Origin of the sequence: Capillimicrobium parvum (assembly GCF_021172045.1) — a bacterium.
Classification (GTDB): Bacteria; Actinomycetota; Thermoleophilia; order Solirubrobacterales; family Solirubrobacteraceae; genus Capillimicrobium; species Capillimicrobium parvum.
The window spans coordinates 4,868,703-4,884,469 of sequence record NZ_CP087164.1; the positions used below are offsets into that span (position 1 = coordinate 4,868,703).

At 73.0% G+C, this 15,767-nt stretch carries 13 protein-coding genes and 2 pseudogenes; 5 read left to right on the forward strand and 10 right to left on the reverse strand.

The window, feature by feature from the left end:
- Positions 1-426: 426 nt before the first annotated feature.
- The 3 genes and pseudogenes from DSM104329_RS29220 to DSM104329_RS23795 all read right to left on the reverse strand — a co-directional run bounded on the left by DSM104329_RS29220 (position 427) and on the right by DSM104329_RS23795 (position 3,017).
- On the reverse strand, positions 427-810 hold the full coding sequence (locus DSM104329_RS29220; RefSeq protein ID WP_407655946.1) for an enolase C-terminal domain-like protein: 384 nt from the start codon (positions 808-810) through the stop codon (positions 427-429).
- Positions 811-1,264: 454 nt separating this feature from the next.
- Positions 1,265-1,504, reverse strand: a pseudogene (locus tag DSM104329_RS29225) (mandelate racemase/muconate lactonizing enzyme family protein); the annotation flags it as partial.
- Between the two features lie 127 nt (positions 1,505-1,631).
- Positions 1,632-3,017 carry a class-II fumarase/aspartase family protein gene (locus DSM104329_RS23795; protein ID WP_259312346.1) on the reverse strand — a complete coding sequence of 462 codons (1,386 nt, stop codon included), beginning with the start codon at positions 3,015-3,017 and terminating at the stop codon, positions 1,632-1,634.
- Between the two features lie 309 nt (positions 3,018-3,326).
- On the opposite strand from DSM104329_RS23795, the gene DSM104329_RS23800 reads away from it, so the two are divergent.
- Entirely contained in the window at positions 3,327-4,025 is a 699-nt protein-coding gene (locus DSM104329_RS23800) for a CBU_0592 family membrane protein (RefSeq protein ID WP_259312347.1), read from the forward strand.
- A gap of 21 nt (positions 4,026-4,046) precedes the next feature.
- On the forward strand, positions 4,047-4,178 hold the full coding sequence (locus DSM104329_RS23805) for a hypothetical protein (RefSeq protein ID WP_259312348.1): 132 nt from the start codon (positions 4,047-4,049) through the stop codon (positions 4,176-4,178).
- 74 nt (positions 4,179-4,252) lie between these two features.
- On the opposite strand, the gene DSM104329_RS23810 is transcribed toward DSM104329_RS23805, so the two are convergent.
- Both DSM104329_RS23810 and DSM104329_RS23815 read right to left on the reverse strand, forming a co-directional pair.
- Complete coding sequence (locus DSM104329_RS23810; protein ID WP_259312349.1) at positions 4,253-4,492, reverse strand: hypothetical protein; 240 nt, start codon at positions 4,490-4,492, stop codon at positions 4,253-4,255.
- Complete coding sequence (locus tag DSM104329_RS23815) at positions 4,486-4,674, reverse strand: hypothetical protein (RefSeq protein WP_259312350.1); 189 nt, start codon at positions 4,672-4,674, stop codon at positions 4,486-4,488. Before DSM104329_RS23815 ends, DSM104329_RS23810 begins: the two co-directional genes overlap by 7 nt.
- A gap of 473 nt (positions 4,675-5,147) precedes the next feature.
- Between DSM104329_RS23815 and DSM104329_RS23820 the strand changes: the two genes are divergently transcribed.
- The gene (locus DSM104329_RS23820; protein WP_259312351.1) at positions 5,148-6,371 is read left to right on the forward strand and encodes a DEAD/DEAH box helicase; all 1,224 of its coding nucleotides are present in this window, start codon (positions 5,148-5,150) and stop codon (positions 6,369-6,371) included.
- On the opposite strand, the pseudogene DSM104329_RS28990 reads toward DSM104329_RS23820, so the two are convergent.
- The 3 genes and pseudogenes from DSM104329_RS28990 to DSM104329_RS23835 form a co-directional block, all read right to left on the reverse strand.
- Positions 6,281-7,136: pseudogene (locus DSM104329_RS28990) on the reverse strand (glycosyltransferase); the annotation flags it as partial. The gene DSM104329_RS23820 and the pseudogene DSM104329_RS28990 overlap by 91 nt on opposite strands.
- A 56-nt stretch (positions 7,137-7,192) precedes the next feature.
- Positions 7,193-8,677, reverse strand: coding sequence for a sensor histidine kinase (locus DSM104329_RS23830; protein ID WP_259312353.1), 1,485 nt, complete (start codon positions 8,675-8,677; stop codon positions 7,193-7,195).
- Positions 8,677-9,369: a response regulator transcription factor gene (locus DSM104329_RS23835; RefSeq protein ID WP_259312354.1), complete on the reverse strand. Its 693-nt coding sequence runs from the start codon at positions 9,367-9,369 to the stop codon at positions 8,677-8,679. The genes DSM104329_RS23830 and DSM104329_RS23835 overlap by 1 nt, the downstream gene beginning before the upstream one ends.
- Positions 9,370-9,449: 80 nt before the next feature.
- On the opposite strand from DSM104329_RS23835, the gene upp reads away from it, so the two are divergent.
- Positions 9,450-10,085: a uracil phosphoribosyltransferase gene (upp, locus tag DSM104329_RS23840; RefSeq protein ID WP_259312355.1), complete on the forward strand. Its 636-nt coding sequence runs from the start codon at positions 9,450-9,452 to the stop codon at positions 10,083-10,085.
- Positions 10,086-10,168: 83 nt separating this feature from the next.
- On the opposite strand, the gene DSM104329_RS23845 is transcribed toward upp, so the two are convergent.
- Both DSM104329_RS23845 and DSM104329_RS23850 read right to left on the reverse strand, forming a co-directional pair.
- A complete protein-coding gene (locus DSM104329_RS23845) occupies positions 10,169-10,927 on the reverse strand; it encodes a cyclase family protein (RefSeq protein ID WP_259312356.1) in 759 nt (252 codons plus the stop codon).
- Entirely contained in the window at positions 10,927-12,210 is a 1,284-nt protein-coding gene (locus tag DSM104329_RS23850) for a uracil-xanthine permease family protein (protein ID WP_259312357.1), read from the reverse strand. The genes DSM104329_RS23845 and DSM104329_RS23850 overlap by 1 nt, the downstream gene beginning before the upstream one ends.
- Before the next feature lie 63 nt (positions 12,211-12,273).
- Here DSM104329_RS23850 and DSM104329_RS23855 point away from each other — a divergent pair, with 63 nt between their 5' ends.
- Entirely contained in the window at positions 12,274-15,726 is a 3,453-nt protein-coding gene (locus tag DSM104329_RS23855; RefSeq protein ID WP_259312358.1) for an indolepyruvate ferredoxin oxidoreductase family protein, read from the forward strand.
- The last annotated feature ends 41 nt before the right edge of the window (positions 15,727-15,767 follow it).

Below are 15,767 nucleotides of genomic sequence, written 5' to 3' on the forward strand. Positions count from 1 at the left end.
AAGCGCGGAAGGTCGCTGGGCTCATGTGCGCGCCGCGCACGAGGGCCGCATCGGAGGCGCGCGGTTCTCGCCTATGCGCCTTCGGTGCCGATACCGCATCCCGGAAGTCGCCGTGGTCCGCTGGCGGCCATTGCCTAGGCTTGCGATACGCCCGCGGGGCCCATCGAAGCGCCAGCTCCGCGCCGGCCCGGCGTGCCACATCGACCGATGTAACGCCGACGTGTCCCGCGCTTTCCGCGCGAGCGACGCGCCGCCCCGTCGACCAAGCCGTCGCACGGCCCGCCGCCCCCGGATTGACCCGCGCGCGGTAGCGAGCCCTTGCGTGTCAGGAGCCGTGCGTTGCAGTTCACGGTCCAGGCTTCGCGGCGCAAGGTCGAGCGCCACGCGAAATAGCTGATCCTCGACCTTCGTCCTCAAGCAGATATGTCACCCAGTGGTGGTGGTGTCGACCAGTCGCGCCTGTTGCGGTGCGTCCCGCCCTACGCATGGACCGACCCGGTAGTGCTCGATGTAGTCCTCATCGAGCTCCCAGCCGAGGCCAGGCCCGTCGGGCAGCGGCAGCTCGCCCGTCGACCAGCTTGGGTCGGTTGGCGATGAGGTTCCGCCAGATCGGATCGCGGTCCGGATGACAACATTCGACGTAGGTGCCATTGGACACCAACGCGAGCAGGTGGGCGGCCACCTGCGGCTCCTCGTGATGGCCCATCGCGACGTCAACGTGAGCGCCATACTGGCGACCCGTCGCCACTCGGTCGGGCCGCCCGACCAAGAGGCATCGAAGTTGCACACGTCGATCGCGCCGTCGACCATCAGATCCCGGCATCCGGACGCGGAGAACTCGGTTTGGCCGGCGCAGACAGCGACGCGGCCCTCGCGCGCACGTCACGCATCGCCCGGCGATCGTTGTGCCAGCGGCAAGGCTCCTCGAACCAGCGCAGGTCGTCGTCTGCGACCAAGCGGGCGAAAGTAATCGCTCGTCTCGCGTCCACCCCTGGTTGGCGTCGGCGGCGAGGATGAAGTCGCTACCCCCGGCGCGGGCGCGCCTCGCGGAAGCGCTCGGCGTCGGTCTGGGGATCGCGGCCCCGACCTTGAACTTCATACCGGCCATGCCCGCCTCGCGCAGCTCGGCGATCTCCTCGGCGATGGTCACGGTGCCGTCGTAGTAGCCGCCGATCGAGATCATCGGGAGGCGGTTGCGATAGCCGCCCCACAGCCGCCACAGCGGCTGGGCTAGCGCCTTTCCGATTGCGTCCCACAGCGCGGAGTCCACACACGCTTGGGCCACGAGGCCGAGCCGACGGTCACGCAGGATGTTGAGCGTGACACCACGCGAGAGCTCCCAGCAGCGCTCGATCGACATGGCGTCGGCGCCGATCAGGCGCGGCGCGATCTCCCCGTGGATGATCGCGAGCAGGCCGGCGTCCTCGTCACCGGCGTAGGCCTCTCCGACGATGCCTTCGTCCACCATGTAGACGCGCGTGACGATCGTCGAGCGGTGGCTCATCTCGTAGTAGCTGCCTCGATAGATGCGGCCGAGCGGCACGCGGACTGGGATGGTTTCGATCCGCCGGATGGTGAGGCCCCGATGCCTGTCGACGAGCCGCCGCCTGGAGCGTCGGCCTGCGTGGCGGTCATATGGCGGTCCTTTCGATACTGGTCGCACTCCGGGTTCCAGCGCGCCAAGCACGCAAGGCCGTATCACAGACGAGATCCGGATCACCTACGTAATCCTCCAAAGGGATCAGCTCGAAGGGCGGGTCGCTGTCGGACATGCCAGCCAGCACGGCGTCCAGAGACTCGCCGCGCCCGCGAGCCTCGAGAACCGCCGCATACATGCGATCGTGCGCGCGCTCGCGCCCCATGTGCCCAGCCAGACGCATCATGTACGCCTCTGCCATCACGAACCCCTGGCCCGTCTGCATGTTGCGGCGCATAGTGCTGGGATAGACCTCCAGTCCCGACGCGATCTCGGCCGCATTGAGGGCACAACCGGCCGCCATCACCGCAAGAGCGGGCAGCACGACCCACTCGACCTGCCACTCACCAGCCGCTCGTTCGTGACCCGCCTCCATCGCGACGTGCAGAGCGGACGACAACGCAGCAGCAGTCAACGACATGCCGATGATCGCTTCGGATGCAATGGGATTGGACTTCTGTGGCATCGTCGACGAAGCACCACGATGGTGCCCTCGAGGCTCGCTGACCTCGCCGATCTCGGTGCGTGACAACGCGACCACTTCTCGCGCGAACCGACTGCAGCTCGCAGCAAGCGTCGAACACGCGAGTCCGAACTCCGCCAAGCGATCCCGGGCGACGTGCCATGGAACATCAGTCACCTCCAGCGCCAGGATCTGCCCCATGCGCTGACGTACGCGGGGGGCGGAGGGTCCCAGCGCGGCGGATGTACCGCCAGCGCCGAACAACGACACACAGGCAATCATCGGACGAACCGCCACAAGGCGCTCCCGCCGCCGCGTGAACTCCGCGAGGTGGACCGCGACCTTCGCACCAAAGGTCGTCGGCACAGCCTGCTGACCGTGCGTGCGGGCCGCCATATAGGTTCGGCGATGAACGTCGACGATGTCCGCAAGCGCGTCGCCGACGGTCCCCGTAAGGACGATGAGCCGGTCGGTCGCCTCAGCGAGCTGAAGCGCCAGCCCGGTATCCATGATGTCCTGCGTCGTGGCACCGAGGTGCATGTGCCCGGCTGCCCTATCTGACAGGGCATCGTCGATCATCCGCACGAGCGGCAAGATCGGATACCCAACGTTGCGAGCGTCACGCCACAAGACGTCAAAGTCGACGTTCTCGATGACGCATGCCCGTGCGACCTCCCGGGCTATGTCGTCATCCACGACGCCTGCATCGCCCTGTGCCTGTGCGAGGGCTGCCTCTGCTCGAAGCCAGCCTCTCACTGCCTGCTCTTCGGCAAATACGCCGGCCATCACCGGATCGCCGAACAACTCGGTGAGGAGGTTGAACGGAGCTCGCAAGCCGTCAGCCGGGCGACAACTCACGATGCGCTCGTCCGGACAGGTGGTACTTGGGACGCCGGCCGCACGTCGGGTAAGGGCCATGGACCGATCACACCTGGAGGGGGTTCTACCACGCGAGCCAACCGCCTTGCGTCAAGAGACCGAATACTCAGCGCCCCGCGGGCGGTTTTCGACAGCATGGGTGGGGTCGGCCGGGCAGCGGGCGACTACCCGATCGGGTAGTCGGCGCGCTCGCTAGGCTGAAGGGGTCGCGTCCGACTGGGGCGTGACCCGGACGAGAGCTGCGCCGTACCCGGTGTGACGACGGCGCTCCGGGAAGGTGCTTTCGCCATGCTCGACCTGCTGCAGATCCTCGGCGCCCTGGGCGTCCTGATTCCCTTCGTGTGGTCCCAGCTGGGGCGGATGTCGCTGACGTCGCCCGTGTACCTGAGTCTCAACCTCGCCGGCTCGGCGCTGCTCGCGGGGCTGGCCCTACATGGCCGCGACTGGGGCTTCCTGCTGCTCGAGGCCGTGTGGGCGCTCGTCGCGCTGCGCGGGCTGGTGGCGCCGCTACGGGCCGTCGCGCAGCGTGCGTGGGCCGCCGATCGTGCCGAGGTAGGCGGTGCCGTCGGGGCCAAGCGCGATGCCGGCGTAGTTGTTGTTGGCCTCGAGGCCCGTCCCGGCGGGGTGCTTGAACGCGGTCGCGCCGGTGCGGGCGTCGAGGCCGGCCCACGACCACCGCTGCCCGCCGAGGCCGTCGGGCTCCTGCACGTACGTGTAGACGAGCCCGGTCGCGGTGGAGAGCTTCGGCACCACGCTCGGCCCGCGCTCGGTCGTGTTCGTCCACACGACGCGGCAGCCGGTGCGGCGGCGGTCGAGGTCGACCCGGGCGAAGCCGGTCTCGGTGATCGTGCCGGCGAGCGGGCCGAACGGGTCGCGGTAGCCGTGGTTGTTCTCGACGATCAGCGAGCGGCCGGAGCCGATGAGCGAGTTCTCGGTGGCGCTCGCGCCGCGGGCGAAGACGGCACCTCGCAGACGACGCGCCGCTGACCGCGCCGCAGATGCTTGGCGGTGCGGTACACGACCACGTTCATCGGGTCGGCGTTATCGGTGATCGCGACGCGGCCGCCCAAGAGGATCGTCGGCGTCGTGCCCGAGCCCGCGTCGACCTGGCTCGGCTTGACGATCCCGGAGTTGCGGTAGGTGACCTTCCAGTCGACGCGCGGGCGGCCGTCGCGGCCCGCGCTCAGCCGGTACATGCGGCGGTCGCTGACGACCTAGACGGCGCGGCGGTCGACCGTGAACGAGTTCTCGATCTCCTCGCCGGTGCGCAGCACGCGGATCCGGCGCGTCCTCGGGTCGAGCACGCCGATCTTGCCGGTGCGCTTCGTGACGAACCAGATGCGCCCGCGGAAGTCGGGCAGCGCCGAGGTGATCCGCTCGTCGCCGGTGACCACGGAGGTCAGGTCGTAGTCGGCCACCTTGCGGAACTCCGTGCCCGCGCCGGCGCTCAGCACCCAGAGGTGGCTCGTCTTCGTGGCGCTCCAGGAAGGTCGTCGCCGTCGAGGAAGAAGTAGCCGCCGCCGGTGAAGTTCTGGAACTCGGGGGTGCCCGGAGGGGTGGGAGCGTTCGGCAGGGTCGTCTCGCCGAGGACCTGCAGCGTCCGCGGGTCGATGAGCCGCAGCGCGGGCGGCGCCACGATCGACGGGCAGACCGTGACGATCCGGTCGTGGGAGTCGAAGGTCAGCGATCCGCACAGCGACGGCGGCAGCGCCGAAGCCGGTCTGCAGGCGCGATCCGCGCGGTCCGGGCCCGGCGTACGCGTCGGTCATCCACGTGTCGTTGTGGATGTTGCTGCGCGGATCGGGCGCGAGGTTCGGGTTCTGCGGCGCGCACGGCGCCGGGATCGCGGGGGCCGCGGCGGACGTCGTCGCGGCGGCCGAGACGAGCGCGAGCGCGAGGGCGGTGGCGGTGGCGGTGGCGGTGGCGGTGGCGCACCATGGCGACGCGACCGTACCGGGTCGCTACTGTGTAAGGCATCTGCGGTTGGCACCGTGCCGACCGCGAGGCAGCTTGCATGCTTGGGTCCCGCCCCAATCCGGCGGTTCGGGTACGCCGTTCGCCTCCCGAACCACCGCGGCCCGGTAGCGCCGCTTGCCTTCAGGAGTACCGATGTCTACGCAGTCCTTCGCCGATCTCGGCGTGTCGCGGCCGGTCGTGGCCGCCCTGACCGAACGCGGCATCACCGCCCCGTTCCCCATCCAGTCGCTCGTGATCGCCGACATGCTCGCCGGCCGCGACGTGCTGGCCAAGTCGCCGACCGGCAGCGGCAAGACGCTCGCGTTCGGCCTGCCGCTCGTCGACCGCATCGACGCCAACGGCCCGCGGCCCGCCGCGCTCGTCCTCGCTCCCACGCGCGAGCTCGCCACCCAGATCGTCGAGGAGCTGCACTCCGTCGCGCACAGCCGCGCGCTGCGCGTCAAGGCGGTCTACGGCGGCGTCGGCCTCGAGAAGCAGGCGCGCGAGGCCGCCCGCGCCCACGTCATCGTGGCGACGCCCGGCCGCCTCGAGGACCTCCTCCAGCGCCGGTCCTTCACCCTCGACGCCGTCCAGCTGCTCGTCCTCGACGAGGCCGACCGCATGCTCGACATGGGCTTCCGGCCCGTCGTGGACCGGATCGTGGCCAAGTGCCCGGCCGACCGCCAGACGATGTTCTTCTCGGCGACGCTGGACGGCGAGGCGGGGCGCATCGCCCAGGCCTACACGCGCGACGCGATCCGCCATGAGCATGTGCCGGCCGAGACCCGCACCGCCGCGATCGAGCACCGCTTCGTCGCCGCCGAGCGCGACGACCGCCTCGACGCGCTCGTGCGCGAGCTGCGCGCCGACCGCGACCTGGCACTCGTGTTCGTGCGCACCAAGCGCGGCGCCGACCGGCTCGTCAAGCGGCTGAGCCGCGAGGGCGTCACCGCGGTCGCGATGCACGGCGACAAGTCCCAGCGCCAGCGCGAGAAGGCGCTGGCGAGCTTCGAGGCCGGCCGCGTCGACACGCTCGTGGCGACCGACGTGGCCGCCCGCGGCATCGACGTCGACGGCATCTCGCACGTCATCCAGTTCGACCCGCCGGAGGACCGCGAGGGCTACGTCCACCGCGTCGGCCGGACCGGTCGCGCCGGGCGGACGGGGATCGGCATCACGTTCGTCGGCGCCGAGCAGGCCCGCGACATGGGCAAGATCGCCGGCGAGCTGAAGCTCGACCGCGAGTTCGAGCGGTCCGGGTTCCAGTCGAACTCGACGCGCGGCGGCGGCGAGCGAAGCGGCGGCGGGTCGAGCTCGTCGCGGTCGCGGTCACGGTCGCGCAACCGGTCGCGGTCGCGCTCGCGGTCGGCCCGGTAGCAGGGCCGGGCGGCGCTCCGGCGCCGCCCTACCGCACCAGCCCGCGCGATCCCGCGCAGGTCCTCGAGAGCCGTGGAGACGATGTCCACGCGCGAGTCCGGGTCGTCGACCCAGTCGACCGGCACCTCGTGGATCCGCAGCCCGCGGCGCTGCGCCAGGACGAGCAGCTCCGTGTCGAGGAACCACGCCTCGTCTCGCACGCCGGGCAGCAGCGCGTGGACCACGTCGGCCCGTGCCGCCTTGAACCCGCACTGCGCGTCCGAGAACCGGGCGCGCAGCCTGGCGCGCAGCAGCCGGTCGTCGCTGCGTGAGATGAGCTCGCGCTTCGGTCCGCGCTCCACGCGCGCCCCGCGCGCCAGCCGCGTGCCGATCGCAAGGTCGCTGTGGCCCGACAGGAGCGGCACGACCAGCGGCAGGACGGCACGCAGGTCGGTCGACAGGTCGACGTCGGTGCAGGCGACGACCTCGGTCGGGCTCGCCAGCCACGCCGCGCGCAGCGCGCGGCCGCGGCCCTTCTCGCCGAGGTGCAGCACGTCGACCCCCCGGCAGCTCCCACGGGAGCTGGTGGGCGACCGCCAGCGTCGCGTCGGTGCTCGCGTTGTCGGCGACGACGATGCGCCAGGTGAAGGGGAACCTCGCGTCGAGGTAGCCGTGCAGGCGCTCGACGGCAGTGGCGAGCGTGCGCTGCTCGTTGTGGACCGGCACGACGAGGTCGACCTGGAGGTCGCCTCGCGCGCGCCGGGGCAGCGTCGCGATCGCCGTCATGCCGAAGGTCCGCGCCGGCGCCGCAGCCGCAGCTCGCGGGCCGACCGTGGGGCCGCTCAGGGAATGGGCTGAGAGGTCGCTGAGAGGACCGGGGCGGCGACCGCGCCCGCAGGCAGCGTCACGACGAACCGCGCCCCGCCGCCCGGCGCGTCCTCGGCGGTCACCCGCCCGCCGTGCGCGTCGACGATGCCGGCCACGATCGCCAGCCCGAGCCCCGCGCCGGCCTTGCCGCGCTCGCGCCCCCGCGCGCCCTCGGCGCGCCAGAAGCGCTCGAAGAGCTGGTGCGGATCGCCCGGCGGCAGCCCGGGCCCGTGATCGCGCACGGCGACCGTCGCCTCTCCGTCCCCGGCGCCCACCGTCAGCTCGATCGGCGTCCCCGCCGGCGTGTGGACGAGCGCGTTGCGCAGGAGGTTGGCGAGCACCTGGCGCAGCGCGCTCGGGTCGCCGTGGACGATCACCGGCGCGTCGCCGCCGACGGCGATCGCGCGGTCGGGCGCGACCGCCTGTGCGTCGGACGCCGCGTCGCCGGCGATCGCCGCCAGGTCGACCTCGGCCCGCACGGCCTCGGGCAGCTCGTCGAGCCGCGCGAGCGTCAGCAGGTCCTCGACGAGCACGCCCATCCGCGCGGACTCGTCCTCGATGCGGCGCATCGCCTTGTCGACGTCGCCGGGGTCGCGGGCCGCGCCCATGCGGAACACCTCCGCGTACCCGCGGATCGACGACAGCGGCGTGCGCAGCTCGTGCGAGGCGTCGGCGAGGAAGCGCCGCAGCCGGTCCTCGGACGCCTGGCGCTCGGCGAAGGCGCGCTCCAGGCGCTCGAGCATCGCGTTGAGCGAGAGCCCGAGCCGCCCGACCTCGGTGCGCGAGTCCGCCGGCTGCACGCGGCGCGACAGGTCGCCGGCGGCGATCGCGCCCGCGGTCGCGCCGATGCGGTCCAGCGGCCGCAGCCCCATCCGCACCACCCACCACGACAGCAGCGCCAGCGCGAGGAGCACGGCGCCGATGACGAGGGCAAGCACGAGCAGCAGGCGGCCGAGCGTCTGGTCGACGTCGCGGAGCGGGATCGCCACGACGACGCTGCCGCCGTCGATCGGGTCGCTCTCCGACAGCACGCGGTAGCGCAGGCCGGAGCCGCCCTTCGCGTCGACCGTGACCAGCCGGCCGTTGGGCAGCTGCTTCGGCAGGTCCGGCGCCGGGAGGCCGGCCTGGCCGTAGCTCAGGGTGGTGGCACCGAGCACCGTCCCGTCGCCGGCGCGCAGCTGGCCGTACGTGCCCGGCGGCAGGTTCGTCGGGGGCGGCCCGCCGGGTCGGTGGTCGCCGTCGCGATCTCCGGGGAAGCCGGCCCCGGGACGTGGCGAGCCGTACCCCTGCTCGGCCAGCGCCCGCGACACCGCGCCGGTCGCCGCGCGCGCCTGGCCGTCGACGCGCTCCAGCAGGAACGAGCGCTGCTCGGCGTACGTGATCGCCCCGGCGGTGAGCAGGCCGATCGCCGCGAGCACGAGCACGCCGGCGATCAGCCGGGCCCGCAGCGACGCCATCATCACCGGGGGCTTCGCAGCACGTAGCCGACGCCGCGCACGGTGTGGATGAGCGGCGAGCCCTGGCCGTCGACCTTCTTGCGCAGGTAGCTGATGTAGGTCTCGAGGATGCGCGCGTCACCGCCGAAGTCGTAGTCCCAGACGTGGTCGAGGATCTGCGCGCGCGTCAGCACGCGGCGCGGGTTGAGCATGAGGTAGCGCAGCAGCCGGTACTCGGTCGCGGTCAGCTCGACCGCCGCACCGCCGCGGGTGACCTCGCGCGCGTCCTCGTCGAGCTCGAGGTCGTCGAAGACGAGGCGGCCGGAGTCGGGCTCGGCGGCGCCCGTGCGCCGCAGGACGGTCCGGATGCGCGCGACCAGCTCCTCGAGGCTGAAGGGCTTGGTGACGTAGTCGTCGCCGCCGGTCGTCAGCCCGCGCACCTTGTCCTCGGTCGCGTCGCGCGCCGTCAGGAAGATGATCGGCACGGTGCTGCGCTGGCTGCCGAGCCGGCGCGCGACGTCGAAGCCCTCCATGTCGGGGAGCATCACGTCGAGCAGCAGCAGGTCGGGCCGGAACGCCGACACCTGCGCGATCGCCTCGCCGCCGGTGTGGGCGGCGGCGACCTCGAAGCCCTGGAAGCGCAGCGCCATCGAGATGACGTCGACGATGTTCGGCTCGTCGTCGACGACCAGCACGCGTGGAGAGTCGGTGGCCATGGACTCATTGTGCGCAGAAACCTGGGAGAAGTCTGAGAGCATCGTGGGAAGGCCGCCGGACCTGCGAGCATCGCGCCGCCATGAGCGCCCCGGTCACCGTCGTCGAACATCCCGTCCTGGCCGACCGCATGCGCGTCATGCGCGACCGCACGACCTACCACGGCGCGTTCCGCCGCGCCCTGCACGAGGCGTCGGCGATCGTCGCGATCGAGGCCACGCGCGACCTACCGACCGAGGCGGTCGAGATCGACACCCCGCTCGAGCGCACGGACGCGCGGCGGCTGTGCGGCGACGTGGCGGTGGTGCCGGTGCTGCGCGCCGGGCTGTCGATGGTCGAGGGCTTCCTGCGGCTGCTGCCCGACGCGCGCGTCGGCCACCTCGGCATGCAGCGCGACGAGACGACGCACTCCCCGCACGGCTACTTCGAGCGCCTGCCTCCCCGCCTCGCCGAGACGCACGTGTTCGTCCTCGACCCGATGCTCGCGACCGGGGGCAGCGCGCTCTACGCGCTGGACCGCCTGCGCGAAGCGGGCGCGCGGCACGTCAGGCTCATCTGCCTCGTGTGCGCCCCCGAGGGCGTCGCCGCGGTCGCCGAGCACCACCCCGACGTGCCGATCTGGACCGCCACGCTCGACCGCTGCCTGGACGAGAACGCGTTCATCCGGCCGGGCCTCGGCGACGCGGGCGACCGCGTCTTCGGCACCCCGCCCGAGTAGAGCGCCCACGGGGCCCGCCTCACGCCGGCAGCCACCGGAACCCCACCCTTGTCCGCCGGGGCCGGCATCGGCGCCCTAGCCCATCAGTCGTCGAGAATCGCCACGACGCGGGCCGGCGCGGCGCTCGCCCGGGCGATCTTCAGCGGGAAGCAGGCGACGGTGAACCCGGTCGGCGGCAGCGCGCCGAGGTTCACGAGCCGCTCGATCTGCGAGTACGGCAGGTCGGCCTGGTGCGCCTCCCAGAAGATGCCCCGCTCGCGCCGCTCGAGCGCGTCCGCAGCCTGCATCCCGAGCGGCCGGTCCCATCCCCACGCGTCGATGCCCATGACGCGCACGCCGCGGTCGTAGAGCCAGTGCGTCGCGGCGGCGGTGACGCCCGGCCCGAGGTTGATGTAGCCGGGGTCCGCGTAGAACGCGTCGCGACCGGTGCGGACGAACACGATGTCGCCGGGGCGCAGATCGTGGCCGGCCGCCGCGACGCCGGCCTCCATCTGCTCGGCGGTGACCGCGTCGCCGTCGGCCTTGTGGGTCATGTCGACGACGACGCCCGGCCCGAGGAAGCGCTCGAGCGGCAGCTCGTCGATCGTCTCCGCGGGCGAGCCCTGGATGTGCGAGTTGTAGTGGTAGGGCGCATCGACGTGCGTGGCGTTGTGCGTGCCGAGGGTGACCGTCTCGCGCGTCCAGCCCTCGCCGTCGCGCAGCAGCTCCGGCGGAACGCCGAACAGCGCCCGGATCTCCGCGGCGCCGCCGGCGTGGTCGACGTACTCGACGCCGGTGCGCTGGAAGTCGGGCGTCCCCTCGGGGCTCGCCGAGATGGTGGTCGAGAGGTCGATGATCCGCATCACGCAGACGCTACGTGCTCGCGCCGGCGCACCGCGCGCAGCACCTGGTAGATCCCGATCGCGGCGACGGTGCCGAGCGTGATCCCGGCGAACTCGTAGTCGTCCCAGTGCAGGGTGTAGTTGCCGGCGCCGACGATCAGCGCGACGGCCGCCGTGGTCAGGTTGACGGGGTCGCGGAAGTCGACGCGCGCCTCGAGCCAGATGCGGGCGCCGAGCACCGCGATCATCCCGAAGAGCACCGTCACGGCTCCGCCGAGCACGCCGACCGGGATGGCGGCGACGATCGCGCCGAGCTTCGGCAGGAGCCCGAGGGCGATCGCGCACAGGCCGGCGATGATGTAGGCGAGCGTGGAGTACACGCGGGTCAGGCCCATCACGCCGATGTTCTCCGCGTACGTCGTCGTGCCCGACCCGCCGAACGCGCCGGACAGCGCGGTCGCGGCGCCGTCGGCCATGAGCGTGCGGCCGATGAGCGGGTCGAGGTCGTCGCCGGTCATCGCCGCGACCGCCTTGACGTGCCCGGCGTTCTCGGCGACGAGCACGAGGATCACCGCCGGCACGATCAGCAGGATCGCCCGGCCGTCGAACACGGGCGTCGTGAAATCCGGCCAGCCGACCCAGGCGGCGTCATGCACCGCGGCCCAGTCGACCTTGCCGAGGATCGCGGCGAAGACGTAGCCGGCGACGACGCCGATCACGACCGACAGCCGGGCGCCGAGGCCCGGCAGCGCGACGCTGGCGATCAGGATGGCGGCCAGCGTGAACACGGCCACGCCGGCCTGCTGGGTGAACTGGTCCTTGGCCACCGGTGCGAGGTTCAGCCCGATGAGCGCGACGATCGCGCCGGTGACCACCGGCGGCAGCAGGAACGCCACGACGCGGTAGCCGGCGCGGTCGACGACCGCTCCGACGACGAGCAGCGCGACCCCGGCGCACAGGATCCCGCCGAGCGCCGCCGGGACGCCGCCCTCGGCCTTCGCGGCGATGACCGGCGCGATGAACGCGAAGGACGACCCCGTATACGACGGGACGCGGTTGCGCGTGAGCAGGCAGAACAGCAGCGTGCCGATCCCGGAGAACAGCAGCGTGGTCGAGACCGGGAAGCCGGTGAGGACCGGCACGAGCGCGGTCGCCCCGAACATCGCCAGCACGTGCTGGCCGCCGAGCCCGATCATCGCCGGCCAGCGCAGCCGCTCGTCGGGCCGGACGACCGCGCCGGGAGCGACGGAGCGACCGTCGCCGTGGAGCCTCCAGTGGCGGCCGATCGCCTCGGTCAGCGGCATGGCGCGGCACGCTACCCAGGGCGTCGGAGGACTCCGGCGAGTGACCGTCTCTAGGATGACGCGGTGGCCGCCGTGGACCTCACCCTCGACGCGAAGTACGTCGCCGAGCAGGGGCCGATCTTCCTGACGGGCGTGCAGGCGCACGTCCGCGCGATCCTCGACCAGCTGCGCCTCGACCGCCGCAACGGGCTGCGCACCGGCGCCTTCGTCTCCGGCTACCAGGGCTCGCCGCTGGGCACGTTCGACCGCGAGCTGCACCGCCAGCTGCACCTGGCGCCCGACGGCGCGCTCGTCCACGTCCCGGCCGTCAACGAGGAGCTTGCCGCCACGTCGGTCTACGGCACCCAGCTCGTCGACCAGCTCCCGGGCGCGCGCACCGACGGGGTGTTCGGCGTCTGGTACGGCAAGGGACCGGGCCTGGACCGGGCGTGCGACGCCATCCGCCACGGCAACTTCGTCGGGGCCGCGCGGACCGGTGGGATGGTGGCGCTCGTGGGCGACGACCCCGGCTGCAAGTCGTCGACCATCCCCAGCGCCTCGGAGCAGATGCTCGCGGGCCTGCACGTGCCGACGCTCTACCCGGGCCGGCTCGAGGAGGTGCTGGCGTTCGGCCTGCACGCCGTCGCCTGCTCGCGGGCGTCGGGCCTGTGGTCGGCGATCAAGTCGGTGACGAACATCGCCGACGGCGCGGGCACCGCGACGCCCGTCGCGGCGGGCTTCGTCCCGGTCGTGCCGCAGCTCGAATGGCGCGGCCGGCCGTTCGTCCACGAGCCGTCGGGCAAGCTGCTCGCTGCCCGCTCGCTGGAGATGGAGGAGACGCTGGTCTCCGTCCGGCTGCCGCTGGCCAAGCTCTACGCGCGGGCGAACGCGCTCAACGAGATCGCCGTGGCGCCGCGCGCCGCCCGGCTCGGGATCGTGGCCGCCGGCAAGACGTTCTACGACCTGCGCCACGCGTGCGAGCTTCTCGGCCTCGACGACGCACGGCTCGAGCGGCTCGGGATCCGCCTGCTGCGGGTCGGGATGCTCTATCCGCTCGACGAGGACGTCGTGCGCGAGCTGGCGCGCGGCACGACCGACGTGCTCGTCGTCGAGGAGAAGGGCCCGTGGCTGGAGCGGGCGGTGCGCGACGCGCTCTACGACCTGCCGGAGCGCCCGCGCGTGCTGGGCAGGCTCGATGCCGAAGGACGCCCGCTCGTCCCCGCCGCGGGCGAGCTCGACGGCGATCTGGTCGCGGCGGTCCTGGCCCGGGCCGTGGCGCCGCTGCTGCCCGACGGCGAGCGCCTCGCCGCCCGCCCGGCGCCCGCCGCCGCTCCCGTGCCCCCGCCCGTCGACCTCCCCGCCCGCAGCCCGTTCTTCTGCTCGGGCTGCCCGCACAACCGCTCCACCGACGTCCCCGACGGCACGCAGGTCGGGGTCGGCATCGGCTGCCACACGATGGTGCTCCTCACCCGCGAGGGCAAGGGCGAGCTGACCGGCCTGACCCAGATGGGCGGCGAGGGCGCCCAGTGGATCGGCATGGCGCCGTTCACCGGCACCGCCCACTTCGTCCAGAACATCGGCGACGGCACCTTCCACCACTCGGGCTCGCTGGCCGTCCGCGCGGCGGTCGCGGCCGGGGTGAACATCACGTACAAGCTGCTCTACAACTCCGCGGTCGCGATGACCGGCGGGCAGGCGGTCGAGGGCGTCCTCGCCGTTCCGGAGCTGGCCCGCGGCCTGGCGGCCGAGGGCGTGCGCCGGATCGTCATCACGGCGGAGGAGCCCGAGCGCTACCGCGGCGTGGCGCTGCCCGGCATCGCCTCCGTCCGGGGGCGTGACGCGCTGCTCGACGCCCAGCGCGAGCTGGCCGAGGTCCCGGGCGTGACGGTGCTCATCCACGACCAGCGCTGCGCCGCCGAGAAGCGGCGCCTGCGCAAGCGCGGCAAGCTGGCCGACCCGCCGCAGCGCGTCGTGATCGAGGAGCGCGTCTGCGAGGGCTGCGGCGACTGCGGGCGCAAGTCCGACTGCCTCAGCGTGCGGCCGGTCGAGACCGAGTACGGCCGCAAGACGCAGATCCATCAGGCGTCGTGCAACAAGGACTTCTCCTGCCTGGAGGGCGACTGTCCGTCGTTCGTCACCGTGCTGCCGCCGCGCGGGCGGCGAGCGGCCTCCGCCCCGGCGCCCTCGCGCCCGTCGCCGTCCGAGCCGCCCTCAGGGCTGCCGACGCCCGAGCCGCGGGTCCCGGCGCACGACTGCACGATCCGCATGGTCGGCATCGGCGGCACGGGCGTCGTGACGATCAGCCAGGTCCTCGGCGTGGCGGCGATGCTCGACGGCCGCCACGTGTGGAGCCTGGACCAGACCGGCCTGAGCCAGAAGGGCGGGCCGGTCGCCTCCGACGTGCGTTTCGCCGACGCGCCGATCGGCGGCGCGAACAAGGCGGCGGCCGGCGGCGCGGACGTGCTGCTCGGCTTCGACCTCCTCGGCGCCGCCGCGCCGAAGAACCTGGCAACCGCCTCGCCCGACCGGACCGTGGCGGTGATCTCCACGAGCGAGGTCCCCACGGGCCAGATGGTCATCGATCCCGCCGCGGCGTTCCCCGGCGCGCCCAGCGTGCTCGCGCCGATCGAGGCCGCGACCCGCCGCGACGAGAACGTGCTGCTCGACGCCCAGCACCTGTCGCAGGCCCTGCTGCACGACGACATGCCCGCCAACGCGCTGCTGCTCGGCGCCGCGTTCCAGGCGGGCGCGCTGCCGCTGTCGGCCGGGGCGATCGAGCAGGCCTTCCGGCTCAACGGCGCCGCCGTCGAGCGCAACCTGGCCGCGTTCGCGTGGGGCCGTGCGGCGGTCGCCGATCCGGGGGCGGTCGCGGCGGTGCTGGACGCGCCGGACGAGCCGGCGCCGCGGACGGCGGACGAGCTGATCGCCGACCGCGCCGCCGAGCTGCGGCGCTACCAGGACGACCGGTACGCGCGCCGCTACGAGGACGCTGCCCTCCGGGTGATGGCGGTCGCGGCCGAGCGGGCGCCCGACAAGGCCGGCGCGATCGCGACGGCCTTCGCAGGCGGCCTCTTCAAGCTCATGGCCTACAAGGACGAGTACGAGGTCGCCCGGCTGCACCTCGACGGCGCCGACCGGGCGCGGGCCGCCTCCGGGTACGGCCCGGGCGCCCGGGTGGCCTGGCACCTGCATCCGCCGGTCCTGCGCGGGCTCGGGATGCGGCGCAAGGTCCGCCTCGGCTCCTGGTTCACCCCCGCCTTCACGGCCCTGCGCGAGGGGCGCCGCCTGCGCGGCACCCCGCTGGACCCGTTCGGCCGCACCGAGGTGCGCCGGACGGAGCGGGCGCTCGTCGGCGAGTACCAGGGCATCGTCGACGAGGCGCTGCGCCACCTCACGCCGCGGACGGCGGACGCGGTGGTCGAGCTGTGCGAGCTGCCCGGCGTCGTGCGCGGCTACGAGGAGATCAAGCTCGCCGCGGTGGCGCGCTTCCGCGAGGAGGCGGCGCAGCGCCTGGCCGCCCTGCGCGCCGCGGCGTAGCCGGCCGGCCGGTCCGCGGGTGGACAGCGCGTACCGGGAGG

Bases quoted from the DNA above. Each gene is read 5' to 3' on its own strand.
- DSM104329_RS29220 (WP_407655946.1), bottom strand. From the start codon at position 810: ATGGTCGACGGCGCGATCGACGTGTGCAACTTCGATGCCTCTTGGTCG.
- DSM104329_RS23800 (WP_259312347.1), top strand. From the start codon at position 3,327: ATGCTCGACCTGCTGCAGATCCTCGGCGCCCTGGGCGTCCTGATTCCC.
- DSM104329_RS23820 (WP_259312351.1), top strand. From the start codon at position 5,148: ATGTCTACGCAGTCCTTCGCCGATCTCGGCGTGTCGCGGCCGGTCGTG.
- DSM104329_RS23830 (WP_259312353.1), bottom strand. From the start codon at position 8,677: ATGATGGCGTCGCTGCGGGCCCGGCTGATCGCCGGCGTGCTCGTGCTC.
- DSM104329_RS23835 (WP_259312354.1), bottom strand. From the start codon at position 9,369: ATGGCCACCGACTCTCCACGCGTGCTGGTCGTCGACGACGAGCCGAAC.
- upp (WP_259312355.1), top strand. From the start codon at position 9,450: ATGAGCGCCCCGGTCACCGTCGTCGAACATCCCGTCCTGGCCGACCGC.
- DSM104329_RS23845 (WP_259312356.1), bottom strand. From the start codon at position 10,927: ATGCGGATCATCGACCTCTCGACCACCATCTCGGCGAGCCCCGAGGGG.
- DSM104329_RS23850 (WP_259312357.1), bottom strand. From the start codon at position 12,210: ATGCCGCTGACCGAGGCGATCGGCCGCCACTGGAGGCTCCACGGCGAC.